The organism is Pseudoalteromonas caenipelagi (assembly GCF_013140855.1).
Lineage (GTDB): Bacteria > Pseudomonadota > Gammaproteobacteria > Enterobacterales > Alteromonadaceae > Pseudoalteromonas > Pseudoalteromonas caenipelagi.
This window is the reverse complement of record NZ_JABBPG010000001.1, coordinates 332763-352254: the sequence shown is the minus strand read 5'-3', so window position 1 is coordinate 352254 and position 19492 is coordinate 332763. Positions and strand designations below refer to the sequence as shown.

The 19492-nt window shown below is 40.2% G+C and carries 18 protein-coding genes; 11 read left to right on the top strand and 7 right to left on the bottom strand.

Annotated features, from left to right (window positions below; all coding sequences use genetic code 11):
• Nucleotides 1–196 precede the first annotated feature (196 nt).
• The 4 genes from HG263_RS22635 (at nucleotide 197) to HG263_RS01465 (ending at nucleotide 4755) form a co-directional block, all read left to right on the top strand.
• Nucleotides 197–1003 carry an AraC family transcriptional regulator gene (locus HG263_RS22635; protein WP_171624315.1) on the top strand — a complete coding sequence of 269 codons (807 nt, stop codon included), beginning with the start codon at nucleotides 197–199 and terminating at the stop codon, nucleotides 1001–1003.
• Between the two features lie 84 nt (nucleotides 1004–1087).
• Nucleotides 1088–1648, top strand: a complete 561-nt coding sequence (locus HG263_RS01475; protein WP_171624314.1) for a YbhB/YbcL family Raf kinase inhibitor-like protein — start codon at nucleotides 1088–1090, stop codon at nucleotides 1646–1648.
• 943 nt (nucleotides 1649–2591) lie between these two features.
• On the top strand, nucleotides 2592–3377 hold the full coding sequence (locus HG263_RS01470) for an AAC(3) family N-acetyltransferase (RefSeq protein ID WP_171624313.1): 786 nt from the start codon (nucleotides 2592–2594) through the stop codon (nucleotides 3375–3377).
• Nucleotides 3367–4755, top strand: coding sequence for a DUF4910 domain-containing protein (locus HG263_RS01465; RefSeq protein WP_171624312.1), 1389 nt, complete (start codon nucleotides 3367–3369; stop codon nucleotides 4753–4755). The genes HG263_RS01470 and HG263_RS01465 overlap by 11 nt, the downstream gene beginning before the upstream one ends.
• An 84-nt stretch (nucleotides 4756–4839) precedes the next feature.
• Here the strand turns inward: HG263_RS01465 and HG263_RS01460 are convergent, their stop codons facing one another.
• The gene (locus HG263_RS01460; RefSeq protein WP_171624311.1) at nucleotides 4840–5547 is read right to left on the bottom strand and encodes a hypothetical protein; all 708 of its coding nucleotides are present in this window, start codon (nucleotides 5545–5547) and stop codon (nucleotides 4840–4842) included.
• Nucleotides 5548–5637: 90 nt separating this feature from the next.
• Entirely contained in the window at nucleotides 5638–6471 is an 834-nt protein-coding gene (locus tag HG263_RS01455) for a collagenase (RefSeq protein ID WP_171624310.1), read from the bottom strand.
• Between the two features lie 282 nt (nucleotides 6472–6753).
• On the opposite strand from HG263_RS01455, the gene HG263_RS01450 reads away from it, so the two are divergent.
• Nucleotides 6754–6945 carry a DUF3185 family protein gene (locus tag HG263_RS01450; protein ID WP_171624309.1) on the top strand — a complete coding sequence of 64 codons (192 nt, stop codon included), beginning with the start codon at nucleotides 6754–6756 and terminating at the stop codon, nucleotides 6943–6945.
• A gap of 65 nt (nucleotides 6946–7010) precedes the next feature.
• Here HG263_RS01450 and HG263_RS01445 read toward each other — a convergent pair whose 3' ends face one another.
• Both HG263_RS01445 and HG263_RS01440 read right to left on the bottom strand, forming a co-directional pair.
• Complete coding sequence (locus HG263_RS01445) at nucleotides 7011–8837, bottom strand: di-heme-cytochrome C peroxidase (protein WP_171624308.1); 1827 nt, start codon at nucleotides 8835–8837, stop codon at nucleotides 7011–7013.
• Between the two features lie 130 nt (nucleotides 8838–8967).
• A complete protein-coding gene (locus HG263_RS01440) occupies nucleotides 8968–11379 on the bottom strand; it encodes a TonB-dependent receptor (protein ID WP_171624307.1) in 2412 nt (803 codons plus the stop codon).
• 157 nt (nucleotides 11380–11536) lie between these two features.
• On the opposite strand from HG263_RS01440, the gene HG263_RS01435 reads away from it, so the two are divergent.
• The 6 genes from HG263_RS01435 to HG263_RS01410 all read left to right on the top strand — a co-directional run bounded on the left by HG263_RS01435 (nucleotide 11537) and on the right by HG263_RS01410 (nucleotide 14719).
• Entirely contained in the window at nucleotides 11537–12061 is a 525-nt protein-coding gene (locus tag HG263_RS01435; RefSeq protein ID WP_171624306.1) for a YaeQ family protein, read from the top strand.
• A 598-nt stretch (nucleotides 12062–12659) separates the two neighbouring features.
• The gene (locus HG263_RS01430) at nucleotides 12660–12953 is read left to right on the top strand and encodes an antibiotic biosynthesis monooxygenase family protein (RefSeq protein WP_171624305.1); all 294 of its coding nucleotides are present in this window, start codon (nucleotides 12660–12662) and stop codon (nucleotides 12951–12953) included.
• Nucleotides 12954–13085: 132 nt separating this feature from the next.
• Nucleotides 13086–13625, top strand: a complete 540-nt coding sequence (locus HG263_RS01425) for a manganese efflux pump MntP (RefSeq protein WP_171624304.1) — start codon at nucleotides 13086–13088, stop codon at nucleotides 13623–13625.
• Between the two features lie 185 nt (nucleotides 13626–13810).
• On the top strand, nucleotides 13811–13999 hold the full coding sequence (locus tag HG263_RS01420; RefSeq protein ID WP_171624303.1) for a hypothetical protein: 189 nt from the start codon (nucleotides 13811–13813) through the stop codon (nucleotides 13997–13999).
• 47 nt (nucleotides 14000–14046) lie between these two features.
• Nucleotides 14047–14421, top strand: coding sequence for a rhodanese-like domain-containing protein (locus HG263_RS01415; RefSeq protein WP_171624302.1), 375 nt, complete (start codon nucleotides 14047–14049; stop codon nucleotides 14419–14421).
• A 133-nt stretch (nucleotides 14422–14554) separates the two neighbouring features.
• A complete protein-coding gene (locus HG263_RS01410; RefSeq protein WP_171624301.1) occupies nucleotides 14555–14719 on the top strand; it encodes a hypothetical protein in 165 nt (54 codons plus the stop codon).
• Between the two features lie 165 nt (nucleotides 14720–14884).
• Here the strand turns inward: HG263_RS01410 and HG263_RS01405 are convergent, their stop codons facing one another.
• From HG263_RS01405 to mfd, 3 genes are read right to left on the bottom strand one after another with little or no spacing between them, the layout of a single operon-like run.
• Nucleotides 14885–15133 carry a DUF3862 domain-containing protein gene (locus tag HG263_RS01405; protein WP_171624300.1) on the bottom strand — a complete coding sequence of 83 codons (249 nt, stop codon included), beginning with the start codon at nucleotides 15131–15133 and terminating at the stop codon, nucleotides 14885–14887.
• Nucleotides 15134–15147: 14 nt separating this feature from the next.
• Nucleotides 15148–15984, bottom strand: coding sequence for a CsiV family protein (locus tag HG263_RS01400; protein WP_171624299.1), 837 nt, complete (start codon nucleotides 15982–15984; stop codon nucleotides 15148–15150).
• Nucleotides 15981–19469: a transcription-repair coupling factor gene (gene mfd, locus HG263_RS01395; RefSeq protein WP_171624298.1), complete on the bottom strand. Its 3489-nt coding sequence runs from the start codon at nucleotides 19467–19469 to the stop codon at nucleotides 15981–15983. The genes HG263_RS01400 and mfd overlap by 4 nt, the downstream gene beginning before the upstream one ends.
• Between the last annotated feature and the right edge of the window lie 23 nt (nucleotides 19470–19492).

The following is a 19492-nucleotide window of genomic DNA, read 5'->3' as shown; positions in this document are numbered from 1 at the left end:
TGTGCCGTATGGCCGCGGCTTTTTTTATGTTTGGTGTTTATCGTTAATGGCGGTTAGCGACCTAGTTAACCTATGTGCAACCACTTTTTAGTTAGCCTTAAACTGTTTCTAATTTTATCTAACTTACTGCTAATTAATATGATACTTTAAAGCTTAATATCGTATAACTGATGCGCCATACAAAGGAGCTTTGTAAGTGGATTTAATACGGGCAATTCAACAAACGTTAAAGAAACGCGATGACTACCCATTTGCTATTTACGAGTCCATAAAAGAACAAAAACTACTGAATGTACCAGTACTAAACCCGTTACTGATAGTTGTACTTAAAGGCATTAAAGAATTAGTCATCGAAGGAGAGGTTATTGCCTGTAAAGCAGGAGATTTTATTTTTTTGACTGATAGTCCATCGGTAGATATGAGAAATATACCAGCACAGAGTGAATACCAAGCGTTGCTAATAGAGTTTAGTCATGATGATTTTTTAGGGTTTAGCTCAACTAAACAGGCGCAAACGCAGTTTTGTATTGGCAGTTTAACACCATCATTAGAGCCATGCCTGAGCCAGTTTATCCAATCAAGCGATTGGGCTCCTGAGTCAATTATTGCCAGTAGGCGTAAAGAAATTCTGTTTTTGCTGAGTCACTTGGGATGTGCAGATGCATTATCTTCAGTTGCAGTCAGTAAAATCAGCAATAGGTTGCATAGTTTGTTTTGTGAACCAACAGATGAAGATTTAAGCATGCAGCAAATATGCGATAGTTTGGCCATGAGTGAATCAACACTGCGTCGTAAACTAAAATCAGAAGGTACAACCGTCCAAACTATAAAAGACCGAGCTAAACTTGGCCTAGGTTTGCATTTATTACAAAGCACAGATTATACCATTGGGGTTATTTCGCAAATATGCGGATACCAGTCGCAGTCACGCTTTACGGAACGATTTAAAAGCCGTTTTGGATTGACTCCTACGCAACTAAGAAATACTAAAAAGGCGGTTTAAGGCGAAACTTTGGCGGTATAAAGCGAAACTTAATGCATCAGCAAGCTATGATAGTGATATCAATAACGAAAAAGGAAAATTAACATGCGTCAGTATTATAGTTCTATAGTTGCGGTTGTCGTTGGTTTGTCAAACTCTGCGATGGCAAGCTCGCTAACATTAACCAGTGATGATATTAGCAATGGTGTACACATGTCTAAGCTGCAGGAGTTTAATGGATTTGGCTGCACAGGCTCAGATTTATCTCCGAACCTTAAATGGACCGGGGCACCTAAAGAAACACAGAGTTTCGCAATAACAGCCTATGACCCTGATGCACCCACAGGTAGCGGTTGGTGGCACTGGCAAATAGTGAATATACCAGCCACAGTGACGGAACTAGCAACTGGTGCGGGTGGGGCTCAGAGTAAACAGATTCCACCAGGAAGCTTACAAATTCAAAATGATTATGGGGTTGCAGCATTTGGGGGCGCTTGTCCACCAGTAGGGCATGGAGTACATCGCTATCAATTTACTGTACACGCACTGTCAGTTGAGCAATTAAGTGTTACTGAGCAATCCTCAGGTGCTTTAGTTGGCTATATGATCAACGCACACACTATCGAGTCGAGCACAATTGAAGCGTTGTACCAAAGGGATAAATAGCAGGTTATGACCCAAGTTTCATTTACGGCTTAAACTTGGGCTACGTATTTTGTACGTTTCTATTTAAGTAAGCTCTTTGCTAAATTCTCAATAAGTATAAATTGCCGTGCGGTGTCTTTTGCCCATAAGTGATCTGCGCTGTTAGCTGTGTGACTTCTTCTATCAGTGCTTTTTCATGTTCCACAAACTAACGAGCGCATTAGCAATAAGGTCAGCGTGTTTTTTAACTGTACGTCAATACCTGCAAAGGCCTACTGTTCTTTATTGCGCTCGGTTACGATACTGATATATCAAAAGTATAATCCGATTAAGAATGACAACAAGATGGTAATAATAACGATGCCTGTCATAGCTCATGCCTTTTTAATAATAACAAATGCGTGTTTTGACAATTACATTGCATGCTACCACTTGTATTAAATCACGTAGAGCTTTGGTTAAGGAGAATGTCTTCAAGGCATGATCTGCTATGGCGGTAATTTTAAAAACTAACAGCTTTAGCAAGGGATATGCTGTTAAATGCTAAAGAACTAGCTGATAAATTTTATTGGAGTAATAACAGAAAGTAAAAATTATTAAGAAAATTTATTTCTCGTTGATATTTAAATTTATTGTGGCTAAGTATTTAAAATAAAGAAGTAAAACCGACCTAAAAGGTTGGTTTTCAGGTACAGTCATGTTAGTTTATTTTTATCTATTTCAGTATTTTACAGGTGTTTTTTGACTTTTATATTAATTTAAATTTTAACTTTAATTAACTTGTATGATGATTTGGTTTTTAAATTTTAAGCTATTACTGGTTCTATAAAGTTAAAACCGCTCTTTTTTCATTGACTTTATTGGTTGAAATACAATCAATACGCCAGTGTTAATTTTGGTGATAATTAGGCGAAATTATAACCAATCAAACTATAAAGAATAAACAGATATATTGGAAAATAAAATGATAAAGACACTTGCCCAGGAATGGAAGCAGGCAGGAGTGCAAGATGGTGATATACTGCTTTTGCACAGCAATATTAAGCGAACATTTAAGCGATATTTAAAAATAGGGATCAAATTAAGTGCTAATGACATTTTAATGTCGTTTATTGACGCTGTTGGTACAAAGGGTACGTTGATATTACCGCTATTTAACTTTGATTTTACCAAGGGCGTACCGTTTGATATTAGAAACACGCCTTCACAGATGGGAGCTATTACGGAAGCTGCTAGAATGTATCCTTGCGCCATTCGAACGGGCCATCCAATTTATTCTTTTGCGGTAATAGGTCACCATGCCAGCAAGTTTGAAAATATTGATAACTATAGTGGCTACGGTGCTGACTCTCCTTTTGCATTACTCAAAGATCTAGATGGAAAGATCGCAGTCTTGGATCTGCCTGATCAAAATAGTATGACCTTTTACCACCATGTAGAGGAAATGTTAGAAGTTGACTACAGATACCATAAGACGTTTTGTGCAGATTACATGAATGCCTCAGCAGAACAATCAAAAAAAGAATATGGGTTGTTTGTACGAGACCTCGATAAAGGCGTTGTGACGCACGTTAATCCAGCCGGAGAGTTGATGTGGGAAGCTGGTTTGTATTCAGGTGATAGGCCTAAAGAAGGGACTGGTTTAAGAGTTATATCAGCTCAGAAAATGTATGATTTCGTTTCTGACTTAATAAATACGGGCAAAGCTATAAATACGCTGTACCGAGTAGAGGGAGTGGATGGTGTATAATATAGGCCAACAAATGCATCAGCTGTGTCAAGAGCTCTTTCCAATATGTCGCAGTATTACAGGAGATGGGTTTCGAGAGTCTCTTTCTATATTGAAAAAGCACATACCAGATATTAGAGCGGTAGAAGTTCCAACCGGTACCAAATGTTTTGATTGGGAAGTGCCTAAGGAGTGGAATATAAGAGAAGCTTATATTATTTCACCTCAAGGTGAGAAAATATGTGATTTGAAGCAGTCAAATCTGCATGTAGTTGGTTATTCTATTCCTGTTGATAAAGAGGTCGACTTAGAAGAGTTACAAAAACATTTGTATTCACTTCCTGAACAACCTAATGCAATTCCCTATATAACTTCTTATTATCAAGAACGTTGGGGGTTTTGTATAACCCATGCAGAAAGAGAAAAGTTAACGAAAGGACTATATCGGGTTTATATAGACAGCGAACTAAAAATGGGGTCGCTTACTTATGGTGAGCTCATCATTCCGGGTGAATCGGATAAGGAAGTCTTTATTTCAAGCTATCTTTGTCACCCATCTATGGCAAACAATGAACTTTCGGGACCTGTTGTTACAACTTTTTTGGCAAAATGGATATCGAAGTTAAAAAACTTGAAGTATACCTATCGCATCGTAATAATCCCTGAAACGATAGGCTCTATCACTTATCTGAGTCGTTACTATCAACATATGAAAGAAAAAGTGATAGCTGGGTTTAACGTATCATGCGTAGGGGATGATCTTGCCTATTCATATTTACCTTCTCGCCGAGGAAGTACGTTATCAGATAAAGTTGCTTTACATGTACTTGAAAATTTGCAACCTGACTTTGTGCGTTATAGCTTTCTGGATAGAGGCAGTGATGAGCGGCAGTACTGCAGCCCTGGTATAGACCTACCAGTTTGCTCTATCATGCGCACTAAATATGGCGCTTACCCTGAATATCATACATCACTTGATGACCTAAACCTTGTTACCCCAACAGGTTTACAAGGTGGCTTTGAAGTATTGCAAAAATCTATTGAAGTACTTGAGATGGATGATCTTTTATGTACGTCAGTTTATTGTGAACCACAGATGGGTAAAAGGGGGCTGTATCCGACTTTAAGTACCAAGACCAGTGGTACTCATGTAAGAGATATGATGAACTTTATTGCATATTGTGATGGCTTTTTGAGCAATTTAGAAATAGCTAACATCATTAAAGTGCCATTGTGGGAGCTTAAAAGTATTATTGATACGTTAAAATCTGAAGGTGTACTTGAGCCGGTCGCAGTACACAATGGCAAATCTGATTCATTAATACACAAAAAAACAGTGCCATTAGAGTTACCATCAGATTTTGATCTTAAACGATATTTTGATATGCAACCTGTCTAATTTTAACAATTAGCCTGTAAGGCTTTGGCAAGTAGCCAAGCCTTACTCTAGTTACTAAAGTAATATAACACTTAGGTAATGAGTTCATATCTCCATCGCTATTGTGCTTTCTCTGAGCAATTGTGTGGCGTGTTCTTGTTGGCAGTGGGTAATAGATTCGTTTGGAAAAACCCATACTGAGTTAGTTGCTAACTCTTCAGTAAGAGCTGATGCTGTGCGCAATGTAAACGCAAATGACTCTGTTGGACTGTTTGTTAAATTAAACTGCTCAATGTTACATGCTAACGCCAGGAAATTTTCGTATATCTCGGAGCTTAGCTGTTTAGCCATATAGTGTTCGATAAGCCTATTTGACTGATTGTTATATTTCTGGGCCAAGGAGACTTTCATTTTTTTCGCGAAACTGAGTTTATCCGCGATCGTTTTACCTTCTGTATCTTCATTATTTTTTACTAATGATGTGTGTATTTTTTCAAGAGAGAAAATTTGATGAGAAACAGCTTTTAGCTGTTTTGATAGCTCCTGCATACTCGTCGACTGATATACATCATTTTTAACATGCTGTGGCACGCTACTGAGCGTTTTAATTTTTAATATCATCGCAATATGAATACCTTGTGTGGGGGCGTACAGCGTTTCAACATTAGCTAAAACCGAAAGCTGTTTTGCTGTGCTCGTTGAATCAATTAAACTATATAATTGGGTCGATAATCTGGATAACTCTTCGCTTTTAGGCTGTGCGTCGGCGTTAAAACCAATAGCGAGTAGGTATATCATTAGTAACCTAAACATTGAGGACCTCTTGAGTTTTCTATTATTAAGCATTAACAGAGCGAAATTTTGGCCCAGCAAAGTACTAGGCCAAAAGCAACTTAGTGACTATTAGCCTGCGCTAAGTTGAACCAACCAGTTTTGCCATTCACTTTCATAAGCGTTTGTCCAATAAGAGATCTGCTGCTGATATGCAGACCAATTAGCTTCTCTCGTATTGCTTCTGAGTATACGTACGTCATCAAGGTGGCGCTCCATCATAAAGCGTGCAGCTAGATAGCCCCAACGGTAGATCTGATCTGTACTGTTACTGTAATTTGTGTTCAACACAGTTCCTAAAGACAAGTTTTGACCTGACTGACTGATCAGTGCAATGGCATCCGCATTGTTGTCTTTTAGCGAGATGTACTCTGCTAATCCTTCACTCCACCATACGGTGTTTTCAGGATAGTCAGAAAAGTTGCCTTTTAGGTTAAAACGACCATCCAAATAGTGAACGTATTCATGCTCTAAGTTCCAAATTGCAAATTCAGGCCTTAGCCAGTCTGCTTCATGGGCATAAAATGTAGCTTGATTATTTGGGTCCGTAGCGTTTCCTTCGATATACATACCCCCATTGTTGGTGTTAATGCCATAAAAACGAGAGCCATAACGGTTATACTGTTGATAATCATCAAAAATCACCATTAATAAATCATCATTTAAGTCGTTACTTACAGGCTGCCATGCGGTCTCTAATCGCTGATGAAAGTAAGATTCTTCATCGCCAACTAACGCACACGAATCGTTAAACTGTGTATTTGTCATATCTTGTGCTTGAAACCTTAACGTATCACTACAGGTATGGCGTAAAGGTAAGATATTATCTGGTGTTGGCTTGCCTTTGGCTAACACACTGGTTGTTGAAACCGCTAGCAAAGCACTGATCACGATTGGATATTTCATTTTTTGTTCCTCCGGTTATTGTTGTTTTATGTTTAATCCGGCCAGATTATTCTGTAATGTATAGCACCAATGAATAATGTATACAATATTCATTGGTGTGTTTTTTAACTAATTTACAACATGAAAATTGGGGTGGAAGCGACTAAAATGGCAGTGGTATCGTAAAAAGTTCATAAAATCATATGCTTTACGAGGGAAATCTGACTTGGCGAAAATTGCGTTTTTATCAAAATCTTCTTTAATAAATAATTAACTAATTAAAAACACTAAGTAGGTTTGATTATGAATGGTAAATTGTTGGGGATCGTACTAATTATTGTGGGTGTTGCTTTAGTGGCGTGGGGGTACAATATTTATGACTCCGCAGAGTCTCAATTGGGTAGGGCGTTGAGCGGAGAGACTCCAATAGAAGCGTGGGTTGGCATGGTGGGTGGTGCACTTTGTGTGGCTTTGGGTGTTTTTAAAGTAAAGTGATTTCTATTGCGCTGCTATTGCCTAGTAAGGGGCCTAACTGTAGGCCCCTTTATTGGGATAATATGTTAGAGCGTTTTCATATATTCAATCACTTGCCATTTTTGTTCTTCGTTAAGGTCAGTGCCATAGCTATGGCCTCGATTTGAATTGCCAGGCATGATCTGACCACTGTTATTGTTTACTTTGAATTTGTTTAATCCTTCATGTGTGACGTAGCCAACATTGACAGGGTCAAATTCACGACTACCTACCCAAAACTCAGTAACACGCTGCTCAGGCTTTTTCATTAATTCATACAGGTTTGGTACTGAGCCATTGTGTAAATAGGGGGCGGTTGCCCAAATACCGTTCAGTGGTCTGCCTTTATAAACGCCACCATCTAGTGTGCCGTCAGCACAATCTGTTTCGGCTTCATCTGCTTTTTCGCCACGTTTTTTAAGGTGTTGTACTATTAAATTTTCAAGCTCTTTGACAACGCTTATCTTACTCCCGTCAGCATCAGTTCGCTCAGGGATATTGCCGGCTTTAAGCGCAAGTGGTAGGTCTTTCAACACCAGCCCTACAACGCCATTTACAGGGATATCAATCGCATTATCAACCTCTTGAAACGTTGAACCAATTACAATGCGCTCTTTTGTGCCCTCTAATATCAGTGTTTTTGCCATGTGGCATGAAGCGTTGTAGGCAGTCACAGGATCGGTGCCAAGTTCGCTGATAAGCGTTTGGTTCGCTACATAATCTAGATGCTCCTTGTCGCGCGGTATCACTTGGTGGCAGCTTGCGCACTGCTGCTGATAGATAAGCTCACCTTGAGCCGCTTTTTGTGTATCAATGGCTGGGAAGTATTGAAGTGGCCATTGCGGCGACTTAAGTGTTTTCACCCATGATTCTAGGTTACCTAGGCCAATCATATCGACGGTCGAACTATATCTAAAGTGTTTACCCCACAGACGTTGCCAAAATGGAGCCTCTTTAATCTCTAATTCACCAAACACGCCAACAACTTCGCCAATATTTCGAACCAATGGCCCCACAATTGGAGTGTTTGGTGCAGAAGCGTTCCATTGCACCACATCCGATTGGTGGGTACCCCAAAGGAATGGGTATGACACTGGGCCCGTAGGTGTATTTTTATTGCTCAAATCATTGAGCGCAAATGCTGTGCCTGCGTTTTGTATATTGCCAAATGCATCGAGTCGAGCGTAGCTTGTAAAGTCTTGTGGATAGTCTTCAGGCAATGAGTTTACAACTTGTCGTTGTGCAGTTTGCAGTGCAACGCTCTGCAAACGCTCCTTTAGTTTATTTTTACTAGTGGTGTCGTAGCTTGAACCTAGTACGTTTCGTGCAAACCGTTCAAACTTTTCATCATCGTTTAGCGTTTTATTAAGTGCAGCTACTAGGCGGTCAAAAAACAATACAAAGTTGGCCAAAGTAGGGGCACCATCAATGAGAATTTTTGTCCCTTTGTAATCTAACTGATTAGTATGGCAAGCCGCGCACGTCATCCCAACCCAGTTTTCACCAGTAGTTTGGTTGCTGTGCAAAGCAAACCCTATTGGGAGGCCCCCGGGGTTCCTTGCGCTTGCTTTAACTGGCAAGTAACGTAGTGACTCCATATGCTCAGTATGGCGAAACAGCTGGGTGTTATCGGCTTGTTCAAGCCATACAAACCAGTTGTAAGGAATAATTTGTGAGCCTTGATTGGTAAACCAAAAATTTTCACTGATTTGTTGGCTCCAACCTTGATCTAACCAGGTTCTTTTAGGTACTTCGCCTTGTTCTGGTGTTATAGAAATGGGATCTGGTTGGGCATTATGTTGATTTGTACTACAGCCGACAACGGTCATAAGACCGACAGCGCTCAATGCAGCCGCGAGACGTAACTTGCTCATTGGTATTCCTCGTAACGATAAATGTAAAATAATAGTTATTAATTGTTACAATAGCTATTACAAAGAATTACAGACGGGGAAAATGCAATGCTAAGAAAAACAACAGGTTTCCTAACATTGCATTGGAGCGTTAGAAATAAGCGCGAATACCTAACTTGATGTTACGACCCGGCAGTGGCGCTTGCTCTTTAATAAATGAGCTGTGAACAAAGCCAAGCTCATCTGTCAGGTTATCAAGGTTAAGGTAAGCAACAAAATCGATATCACTTTGTGCAAAGTCATACTGCATGCTTGCGTCTACTAGGGTATAGCCGGCAGTTGTGGTTTCGAAGCTAGTGATATTACTTTGCTTGTTGTAGCGAGTAACGGTTAAGTTGCTGGTAAAACCGTTGTGTGAATACTCATACTTTATGCCAAGTTTGTTGCTAGGAATACGCGGAAGTGACGCGTTGTTTTTTAGCTCTGCAGTGAGTGTATCCGCAAAAAACTTCACGCGATTTTTGTTGTTAATGCTGTAGTGAGCATCCAACTCAAGACCATATAGTCGCGCATCTTGACTTGCAAACTGGAATACGGGCATTGCATCTTCGTGATCATGATCTGCTACCTCAATGCCGTGCGCATCACTAAACATCAACCCGGTATTTTTTTGATAATAATAATTGTCGATATCATTATAAAATACGTTGATTGTGTAGCCAAAATCGCCGATAAAGCGACGAAGGCTTAAATCTATATTCGTTGCTGTTTCTTGTTTTATATCGTTTGGTTCAAAATGCACTTCGCCGTCTTCAAGGTGATACCCTAAGCCAAGCTCATAAGTACCAGTGGCAATGTGTGTGCCATTGGATAGTAATTCAGCAGTGAGTGGAGCGCGCTCTGAACGAGAGAGGTTTAATGCGACGTTGTGGCCGTCAGTAAATTGATACACACCGCCAATAGAGGTACTGATGTTGGTCATATCTAGCTGATACGCAATTTCAGATGCGGCTTCTTCGTGCTCATCCTCATCGTGTGCTTCATCATGACTGTGATGATGTGTTTGTTCGGTGACTGTGCTGCTCAGCTGGTAGTCTTCTATACGGGCACCTAACTCCAGTGTAAAGTCACCAAAAGTGCGCTCTTCAAGCAAATATAAAGCATGAGACGTGGTTTTGGTTGCTGGAGTAAAAGCTTCCTCGCCCTGAGCTTTATAGTCGCTATTACTGTAGTGGTAGCCAAAAATGCCGTGCCACTGACCCAGTTTATGCTCAAGGCTTGTGCGCAGCTCTTTTGACTTATTACTAAATGTTGTGCCTACAGCTTCGCCCTCAATTTCACTGTGTTGATAATCAGTGAAGCCTGCACGCACACTAACTGACTCTATCCACTGGTTATGTAGAGCGTAGTTTAATAATGCTTGCCAACGGTCTTGCTTGACCCTTGCAAACACATTACCTTCCTCTGTGTGTTCATCGTGTTCATCGTGTTCATCGTGTTCATCATGTTCATGATGGGCGTGACTGTGAGCGGGTATACCATAGTCTGTATCTATACGTCCGTAAGATAGGCCCATGGTTAAATGTTCATTAATAAAACTGGTGCCCAAATTAAACTGTTGAGAGTCGATAAATGTATTGTCGACTTTGTTTGCAAGTTCAGCGTGTTCTTCGTGCTCTTCAGCGCTTTCATCTTCGTGATGTGCTTCTTCAGGCAACGTGAAACTAGGGGTGTCGTAGTCTCCGCCTTTACGGCTTACACCATCAAAATGGAAGTTAAAACCATTGTTACCAGTCTCTAATAAAGCGGCATAGGTATTAGTGTTAGACACGCTGTCATGACTATAATCGGCTGCGCCACTGATTGACTCTAAAATATCGCTTGGTATGCGGTTATCAACAACGTTTACTACACCGCCAATAGCACCAGAGCCGTATAGTAAAGTAGCTGGGCCACGCAAAACTTCAATTTGTTGAGCCGATAAACTGTCATTGCTGTTTGCGTGATCAGGGCCAACACGCGATGCATCGCTGCTGTCTAAACCGTTTTGCATAACCTTAACGCGAGGACCGTCTAACCCTCTAATAATAGGGCTTGATGAAACCGGTCCAAAGTAACTTGCATTGATACCTGGTAAGCCTTTTAAGGTTTCTCCTAAAGTTGGTTTAGCAGCGTTTTTTAATTCATCACCGCCTAATACTGATACAGGGGCGGCCATTTCTACATTGTTTTTGTGCAATGCTGAGGCAAATACGACAATACTTTCAACAGCACTGGGTTTAAGCGTAACGTTAACAAAACCGCTGTGTTCATTTATTTGAATACGCTCATCTAGGTAGTTGTTTTTAGATATATGAAGTTGAGAATCGGCATCAACAGGAATTGAAAAAAGGCCGTTTTTATCTGTACTGATTGATTGAGACTTACCGTGCAAATGAAGTTTTGCGCCGCTTACAGGTTGATTATTGTGATCAACCACTTTGCCTTTTATCTCGCCGGCAAATGCATAGGAGGAAAATAAAGCGGAAATAATGGCACTGCTTAAAAGGGACTGCTTGATCATAATTTTCGACTTCTAATAAAGAATGAATGTTTAGTGTTGTTATAATATAACACTGCAAATCTGCACTTTCAATAATGTTATATTATAACTTAAACTTTTTTTGATTATGCGATCATAACTCCTATAGTTAGAAGGAATGTAAATTTAGGTACTGATTATGAGCAAACCGTTTGTTTTTAAAGCACGATTGAATGTTGCAGACTTGTTCCACCATGCAAATCATCAAGAAGTGTTTACAACTGCATTGCAAAAAGCTGAAACCTTAGATCATTTTGTTTTAAAGCTTTTGGGATATTGTGCCTTATCGTATGAACAAGAAGCACATCTTAATAGCCTTTCTGAAAAGCAAAAACCCGATGTTTGGTTGGAAGATGAACAGGGTTATATTACAGTTGCTTTGTATGCGGGTGAGATGGATTTAGAAGATATTGTACGCGTTGCTAAGCAATCTCAAAAACTCGTATTACTTATCAAAGAAGGCGCTCAATGGTTTGACTCTGTGAGTGAACGATTAAGCTATGTAGATAATATCAGTATTTTCCAATTGGAAGCTGACTTTATTGACTCCCTCAGTGAGGCATTAAGTCGAAGTTTGCATTGGGATATTGTTATTGAACAGAATCAGATAAGTGTAAGTGATAAAACAGAATACTACGAAACTACTGTAGTTAAGTTAGTGTAATGCTATGAACTCGTACTTACAGCATTAGAGGAATTGTTTTAGAAGCGCTAAGTTGCGTCTACTGAGTTTAATGTAATCAAATCACATCGTTCTATCTTAATTAGTGTAAAAAATCATCATAACTACACTGCTTTATATCAAGCGCATAAGCTGACACATATTCTATTGTTGTTAAATTTAGGCAAACATAGGAAGCGGCAGATAAGTTCGCGTTAATCAGTAACAATCGTCATGTGTTAAAAAGCATTCAAGCTGTGCGTGCATGCTGCGCTGACATGGCATCAAGGTAACGCTCCACACTATTATATTATGGCACTGAGTGCACTAAACCGAGCCAATGTAGCGTTAAACCTATTTAATGGGCATTTTAAGAACATCACACCTTTTGTTCAGTTGTATTCACAGTATTTGCTGTATGCCTCACTTCAGGCTGGCTTCCCTATAGAAATGTTAGTATTTTCTCATTGCAACAGTATTTTACGTTTTAATCTGATAAGTAATTTCCAAACCGTTAGTTAGAAAGACTTGCTCTAAAGCAAGGTACACTATGGGAAATAAACGAGAGACCTTAATTGAAACTATTTATAGGGGAAAGTAGATGTTTGCAGTAATCTTTAAGGCTAAGACTGGCGTGCAAGATGCAGAGTACTCAAAAACAGTGGGGCTGATGCGTGATTTGGCATTTTCTAAGTACAACTGCCAAGATTTCATTGCGGTAACTGAAGGGGAGCAAGAAATAGCAATTTCTTATTGGAACTCGCAAGAGGACATTCAAAGATGGCATCGGGATAGCCAGCATAACGTTGCCCAACAGATGGGTAGGGATAAATGGTATGCGTCATATACCGTAGAGGTTGTTGAGATAAAAAGGCGCTACAGCTTTTCTGAATAACTAATAAATGGCGTGATTAAACTATTTTCTTTGTCAGTCTAACCTTTTGCGTTAACGAGACTATTTAAATACTGTTATGATCGCGGCGTCGTTGACGACGAGTCGTTATTAACATAACAGAGAGTTAAGTTGATGCTAGAAGTATTAGTACTGGCTATCGCACTGAGTATGGATGCGTTCGCTGTTGCTATCGGGCTTGGCTCGAAAGAAAAGCAGCATATTGCAAGTTTAGCTATAAAAGCCGCCATCTATTTTGGCGTTTTTCAAGGTCTGATGCCGCTTATCGGCTATTTAGGCGGTAAAGGGGCACTCAGTGTTATTGATGGATATGCACACTGGGTAGCATTTTTATTGTTGCTGCTGATAGGCGTTAAGATGATTTATGAATCGATATCTGAAAGAATCGAGGATGATTTCAAACACATTACCAATAGAGTGATGTTTATGCTCGCTATTGCAACAAGCATAGATGCAATGGCTGCGGGCTTTTCTTTAACATTATCTAATCAAAACCCGTTTGTCGCTTGCGCGCTAATCGCAATTGTAACGTTTGGGTTTAGTTGGTTAGGTGTATTCATTGGTCATAAAAGCGGCACTTGGTTAGAAAATAAAGCGGAATGCGTTGGTGGTGTTGTGCTAATACTGTTGGCTTTTAAAATACTACTCATCTAACTAGCTTTAGCTTCGAATAAATGAATTTGCCCAATAAAATGATTGCGCATTAACTACTTATCGGAAACATCCTTACATGTGCATATTTAATTGCCGGTTCAGCTCTGCCCACATAATATCGGGCGAAAAAGTTGTTGTCTGCTAGTATCAGACAGTGCCCTTGGACATTAAAAAAGGTAAAGCAAATGAAGACTGTTATTGTAGTAATAGGATTGGTTTTTCTCTTGAGTAGTTGCAAGCTCACTCGTGTAGAAGGCGAAGTGCAAGATGTAGAAGTGCAAGTCAGTACAAAAGAAAGCGCTGAGTCAGATAACCCAAGTTCCGCCAAAAAATGCCCACCGGGATTGAAAAAGCAAGGGCGTTGTAAAGACTAAACCAGCTTTGCTGGTATTCACATATTGAGATTTTATAGGAGGCCAAAATGTGGCTTAGATATTTAACATTTGCTTTGATTTTTTTATCTGTAGGTGCCTTTGCGCAGCAATCAATTACGGCAAACGAGCTGTTAATAAACCAGATGTCTCATAATGCTTATACGATTATCGATGTAAGAAGTGTAGATGAATACAATAGTGGCCATCTAAAAGGTGCCATTAACATTCCCCATAATACTATTGATGAGCACAGTGAAATCTTGAGTAAGCTAAAAAGTAAAGATCTGGTTGTCTATTGCCGTTCTGGCCGTAGAGCTGGGTTATTCATCGACAAACTTACTGAACAAGGCTTTAAATTGATACACCTTCAGGGGGATATGAAAGGCTGGCAAGGGGCAGATTTACCGACAATTAAACAATAAGTGTGGTTATTTTAGCTTTACAACTTTCAGTAAGCTTATATAAAAAGACTTATATTGGGTTGAGTTATGCTCTGCAGTGTTGTAATTTAATCAAGCCATGATGTAATGGCATATAATAATTTAAGGAAAGATTATGAAATTAAAATTACAAAAGAAAAACATTAAAAAATTATCAGAAAAGAAAGAAATTTCTAATAAGTTAACACCTGCAGTCGGTGGCGCAGGCAGATTAAGTGCTGATTGGGCATTTACATGTGGTTGGGGTGACCGCGAAGACACATGCATTCAGCCATGGTAAACCCTGATTATTATTGGGCGCCTTAGGCGCTCAATTTTATTATTCACGTTATATTGATTTTATTGTGCGTATTTAATACTGGTAATCAACCAGAGATAATCTAGTCAATGTCGTAAGAAGTATGTGAAAATGCCGAGAAGCACAGAACTCCTCGGGCAGTAATGCTTATTCTAGACCCTGTTTTGTGTATAAAGTTACTTTGTCTGATACTAAAGTCACTTTAATATGTTTGCCTTCGTTACCCCATGTACAGTTAGTGTGTAGAGTTTTTTCTTCGCACTTATCAGCAGAGCCTAAAATAGCTTCTATTTCTGTTTTATCCATGCCAACTTTAACTTTGTTATAGTTTTCCATAGTGACTTTTGAACAGCCTACAAGTGTTAAAATTGCTGCACCAACTAGTAGTTTTTTCATAATTTTACCCGTCTTTAGTGTTTGTATTTTCTGATTTGAAAGATGATCCCAAGTTTTGGATGATCTAAATAGTGAATGTCGCCGCTATAAACTCTTGTAAATTGTGACATTCTTGCGGTTTGAATATTTCCATCATCAGCAAGATAGCGTATATCTAAGTTGCTAGTGACATATAAATAGTGCTTTACATGGATCTTCAGTAATCCTTCAAGCTGCCAATGATCAATGTCGTTTTCTTGTTGCACAGAAAAAGGTTTGTCTAATAGCCCTAAATAACCTTCTTGTGAGAGCGTGTCGATTAACTTATAGCTAATAGGGGATTCAAACTGTTTTCCGGCAAAGATTTTCATAAAAGGTGCTCTGCGCATACTTTGCTCTGGAAAGCGCCATCCTGTATGTAGAATAGGTTTTAACCCTTTACTTTGCAGTTGTCTCAAAGTATCTGCAAATTGCAGCTGCTGCTGTGATAATAAGTAAATATTGTCCATGTGCTCTTGTGGCTCTGCATAGGGAGAGATTGGCAGAGTCTCATAATGAGAGATGTAATCATGACTTGAAGGGCAAGCCCAAGAATATGAATCATAGACTTTCTGTGCTATCGGACGAGGGTCGAAATCAGCATCTCCCTCAAGGCAACGTTGTTGCCCTTGAGCATTAAACCCGTCGGTAAGTAAATCAAGTTGATTATTACCTTTGATTAGCGGGTGAACCAAACTGAAATCTTCTCTTAGTAAAGGAGAAGGTTGTTGTTCAAATGCAATTAACTCTACTTCAAACCAGCGCAATGCATACGCTGACATAGACTGCGTCAGTGCTAAAAATAGTACAGATATTTTTACTAAATGCTTCATGCAACAGCCTTTTTATTAAAGTCTTCGATCATAGCACTAATAAGCTTCAATCGCTCTTGTCCATTTTTTTCTTCTATTGCGAAACGCAATTTACTTGCGCCTTCCATCTTATAGACGCGAGGGTTGCTTTGTATCAAAGCTATGATGAATGTTGGATTAACCTTAGTTGAATCGCTAAATTCAAAATAGCCGCCTTTATTATTTGCCTCAACCTTACTAATGCCAAGTAGGTTGGCTTTTTGCTTCAAAAGTTGCACTTGAAACAGGTTTTTTGCAGCATCAGGCAGTAATCCAAAGCGATCAATTAGTTCAACTTGTAGCTCATCCAATTCATCAGCAGTGTGTGCGCTGGCAATACGCTTGTACATGCTCAAACGCATGTTTACGTCGGGTATATAATCATCTGGAAGAAGTGCAGGGATCTTTAAATCAACATCTGTATGCTGTTGTAACAAGTTATCAAGTGTTGGTTCTTTTCCATCTTTTAGCGCTTGTACTGCCTGATCTAACATTTCCATGTACAGATTGAACCCGATAGATTGGATCTGCCCGCTTTGGTCGTCACCCAGTAGCTCACCTGCGCCCCTAATTTCTAGGTCGTGGGTTGCAAGTGCAAAGCCAGCGCCTAAGTCTTCTAATGACTCAATTGCCTGTAAGCGCTTAACCGCATCTTTAGTTAAACTCTGGGTGTTTCTGGTGAGCAGATATGCATATGCTTGATGGTGGCTACGTCCAACACGACCGCGCAGTTGATGCATTTGCGCAAGCCCCAATTTGTCAGCTCTGTCCATGATAATGGTGTTAGCAGTGGGAATATCGATACCTGTTTCAATGATGGTTGTACATACTAAAACGTTATGCTTTTGATGATAAAAGTCACTCATCAAACGCTCAAGTTCGCGTTCGCGCATTTGTCCATGTGCGACTGCAATGCTTGCTTCAGGGACAAGCGCGGCTATGTCGGCAGCAGTTTTATCTATAGTTTCAACGTTGTTATGTAAGAAGTAGACTTGGCCACCGCGTTTTATCTCACGCAAAATAGCTTCTCTTATAAGGTCATCATTTCTCTCTTTGACAAACGTTTTTATTGCCAGTCGCTTCGCTGGTGGGGTCGCAATAATAGATAAATCACGCATTCCACTCATTGCCATATTCAATGTACGAGGAATTGGGGTAGCTGTGAGAGTTAGAATGTCTACATCCGCTCTAAGTTGCTTTATCTTCTCTTTTTGTCGAACACCAAAACGGTGCTCTTCATCGACGATCAATAATCCCAAATCACAAAATTTAATGTTCTCTTGAATGAGTTTATGGGTGCCAATAACGATGTCAATTTGACCATTTGCTAGCTTGTCGAGCGTATCTTTTTGTTCCCTAGCGCTGTTAAAACGTGATAACACGCCTATCTCTACTGGTAAGTCAGCAAATCTATCTTTAAAGTTTTCGAAGTGTTGTTGTGCCAGTAGGGTTGTGGGAACCAAAACCGCGACTTGCTTGTTATCATTTATAGCCGCAAATGCGCCACGCATTGCAACTTCTGTTTTACCAAATCCAACATCGCCACATACTAATCTATCCATCGCTTGGTCAGATTGCATATCTGCTAAAACTGCTTCGATTGCATTACGTTGATCGTCGGTTTCTTCAAACGGGAAACTTTGAGCAAATTCTCGATACAGTGCGCCATCCAGTTTAAACGCATGGCCCGGTTTGCTTTGTCGCTTGGCATAAATATCTAGTAATTCAGCGGCCACGTCTCTGACTTTTTCGGCAGCTCGACGCTTGGCTTTTTCCCACACATCTGAGCCGAGTTTATGCAGCGGAGCCGATGCTTCCTCACCACCAGAGTAGCGACTTAGCATGTGTAGGGCCGATACTGGGACGTAGAGCTTTGCGTCGTTAGCATATGTAATGGTAACAAACTCTGTCGCCACGCCCGCAGCATCAATGGTTTGCAAACCAATATAACGGCCAACACCATGGTCTAAATGAACAATTGGCTGACCTTCTTTTAACTCGGCTAAGTTACGAATAAGTGCATCTTGACCTTGTTCGTACTTGTGTTTGCGGCGTCTTCGTTGAGAGACTTTTATACCCAGCAACTCTTGCTCTGTAATTATACTCAGCGCAGGATTATTTATTTTTCCTGAGCCTAATAAACACACGCTTTGCTCAAGTGGGCTTACAATTAAACCCACATCTGTTTTATCTGCGACAAACGCTGAAAAACCAGAAAACTCTTTGAGTTTAAGCCCTGTAGGTTTTAACAAAGTAATCAGGGATTCACGACGACCATCAGATTCTACGCTAAATAGTACTCGGCCTTGTTGCTTTTTTTGCGCGGTTATATAGTCAAGAATTTTACTGTATGGTTGGGCTAGTTTGTGGTCAATTCGAATATCGTCCACAGTGCTGGCCAACAAGTTAGTATGTCCAGCTTTAGTGCCAAGCTTTGCTTGACTAAGTTTGATACGCCCATAGCGGTTAAAATTGCCATATAACTCTTCTATTGGCTGATATAGCTTGGCTGGCTCAAGTAATGGTCTTAACGGGTCAACTCGGCGATTTTCGTAACGCTTTTCAACATCTTGCCAAAACGATTGCGCCGCGTGTTCTATATCGCCAAGATGCATTATGGTTGCATCTGCTGGTAGGTAGTCAAATATTGTTGCCAGTTTTTCAAAGAAAAGTGGCAGGTAGTACTCAATCCCCGCCGGCCAGTTGCCTTTACTGACTTGCATATAGATAGAATCTTGCTCAGCACTTGCACCAAATGCTTCGCGATAAGCGATGCGAAAACGTTCAATATCAGCATCGTTAGTTGGAAATTCATGAGCAGGTAGCAAATCGATTGCGTCAACTTTCTCATGTGAACGTTGTGTCTCGATATCAAATAAGCGAATACTATCTAATTCATCGTCAAAAAAATCAAAGCGGTAAGGGTGTGGGCTGCCCATGGGGTATAAATCCACAATCGACCCTCGCACGGCAAATTCGCCATGCTCCATGACTTGTTGAACATGTCGGTAACCCGACTCACCTAGTGCTGACTTTAACTGCTGTGCATCAATAATATCACCTACTTTATACTTCAGTGCATTACCATAAATAAACGCTGGCGGGGCAGTGCGAAGCATTAAAGTAGATACTGGAACAATCAAAACACTGTCATTTTGCTGCTTAAGGGCATTAAGTGATGCCAATCTTGCAGATATAATATCTTGATGAGGGGAGAAGTGATCATATGGCAAAGTTTCCCAGTCAGGGAAAACCATTACGGGTCGCTCGGGTAGTAAATAACCGAGTTCTGTTTCCAGACGCAATGCAGAGGGCGTATCAGGGGTAACGATTACAACCAATTCATGGTGCTGCGCTATACCTGAACTGAGTGCAACACTTAAACCACTACCACTGAGCTGCCCCCAGTGAATTTTATCGGTTGGGCTTTTTACCCATGGTAGCTCGCTCCAATGCGCAGATGCCATTGAACACTCCTATTTATTGTTAT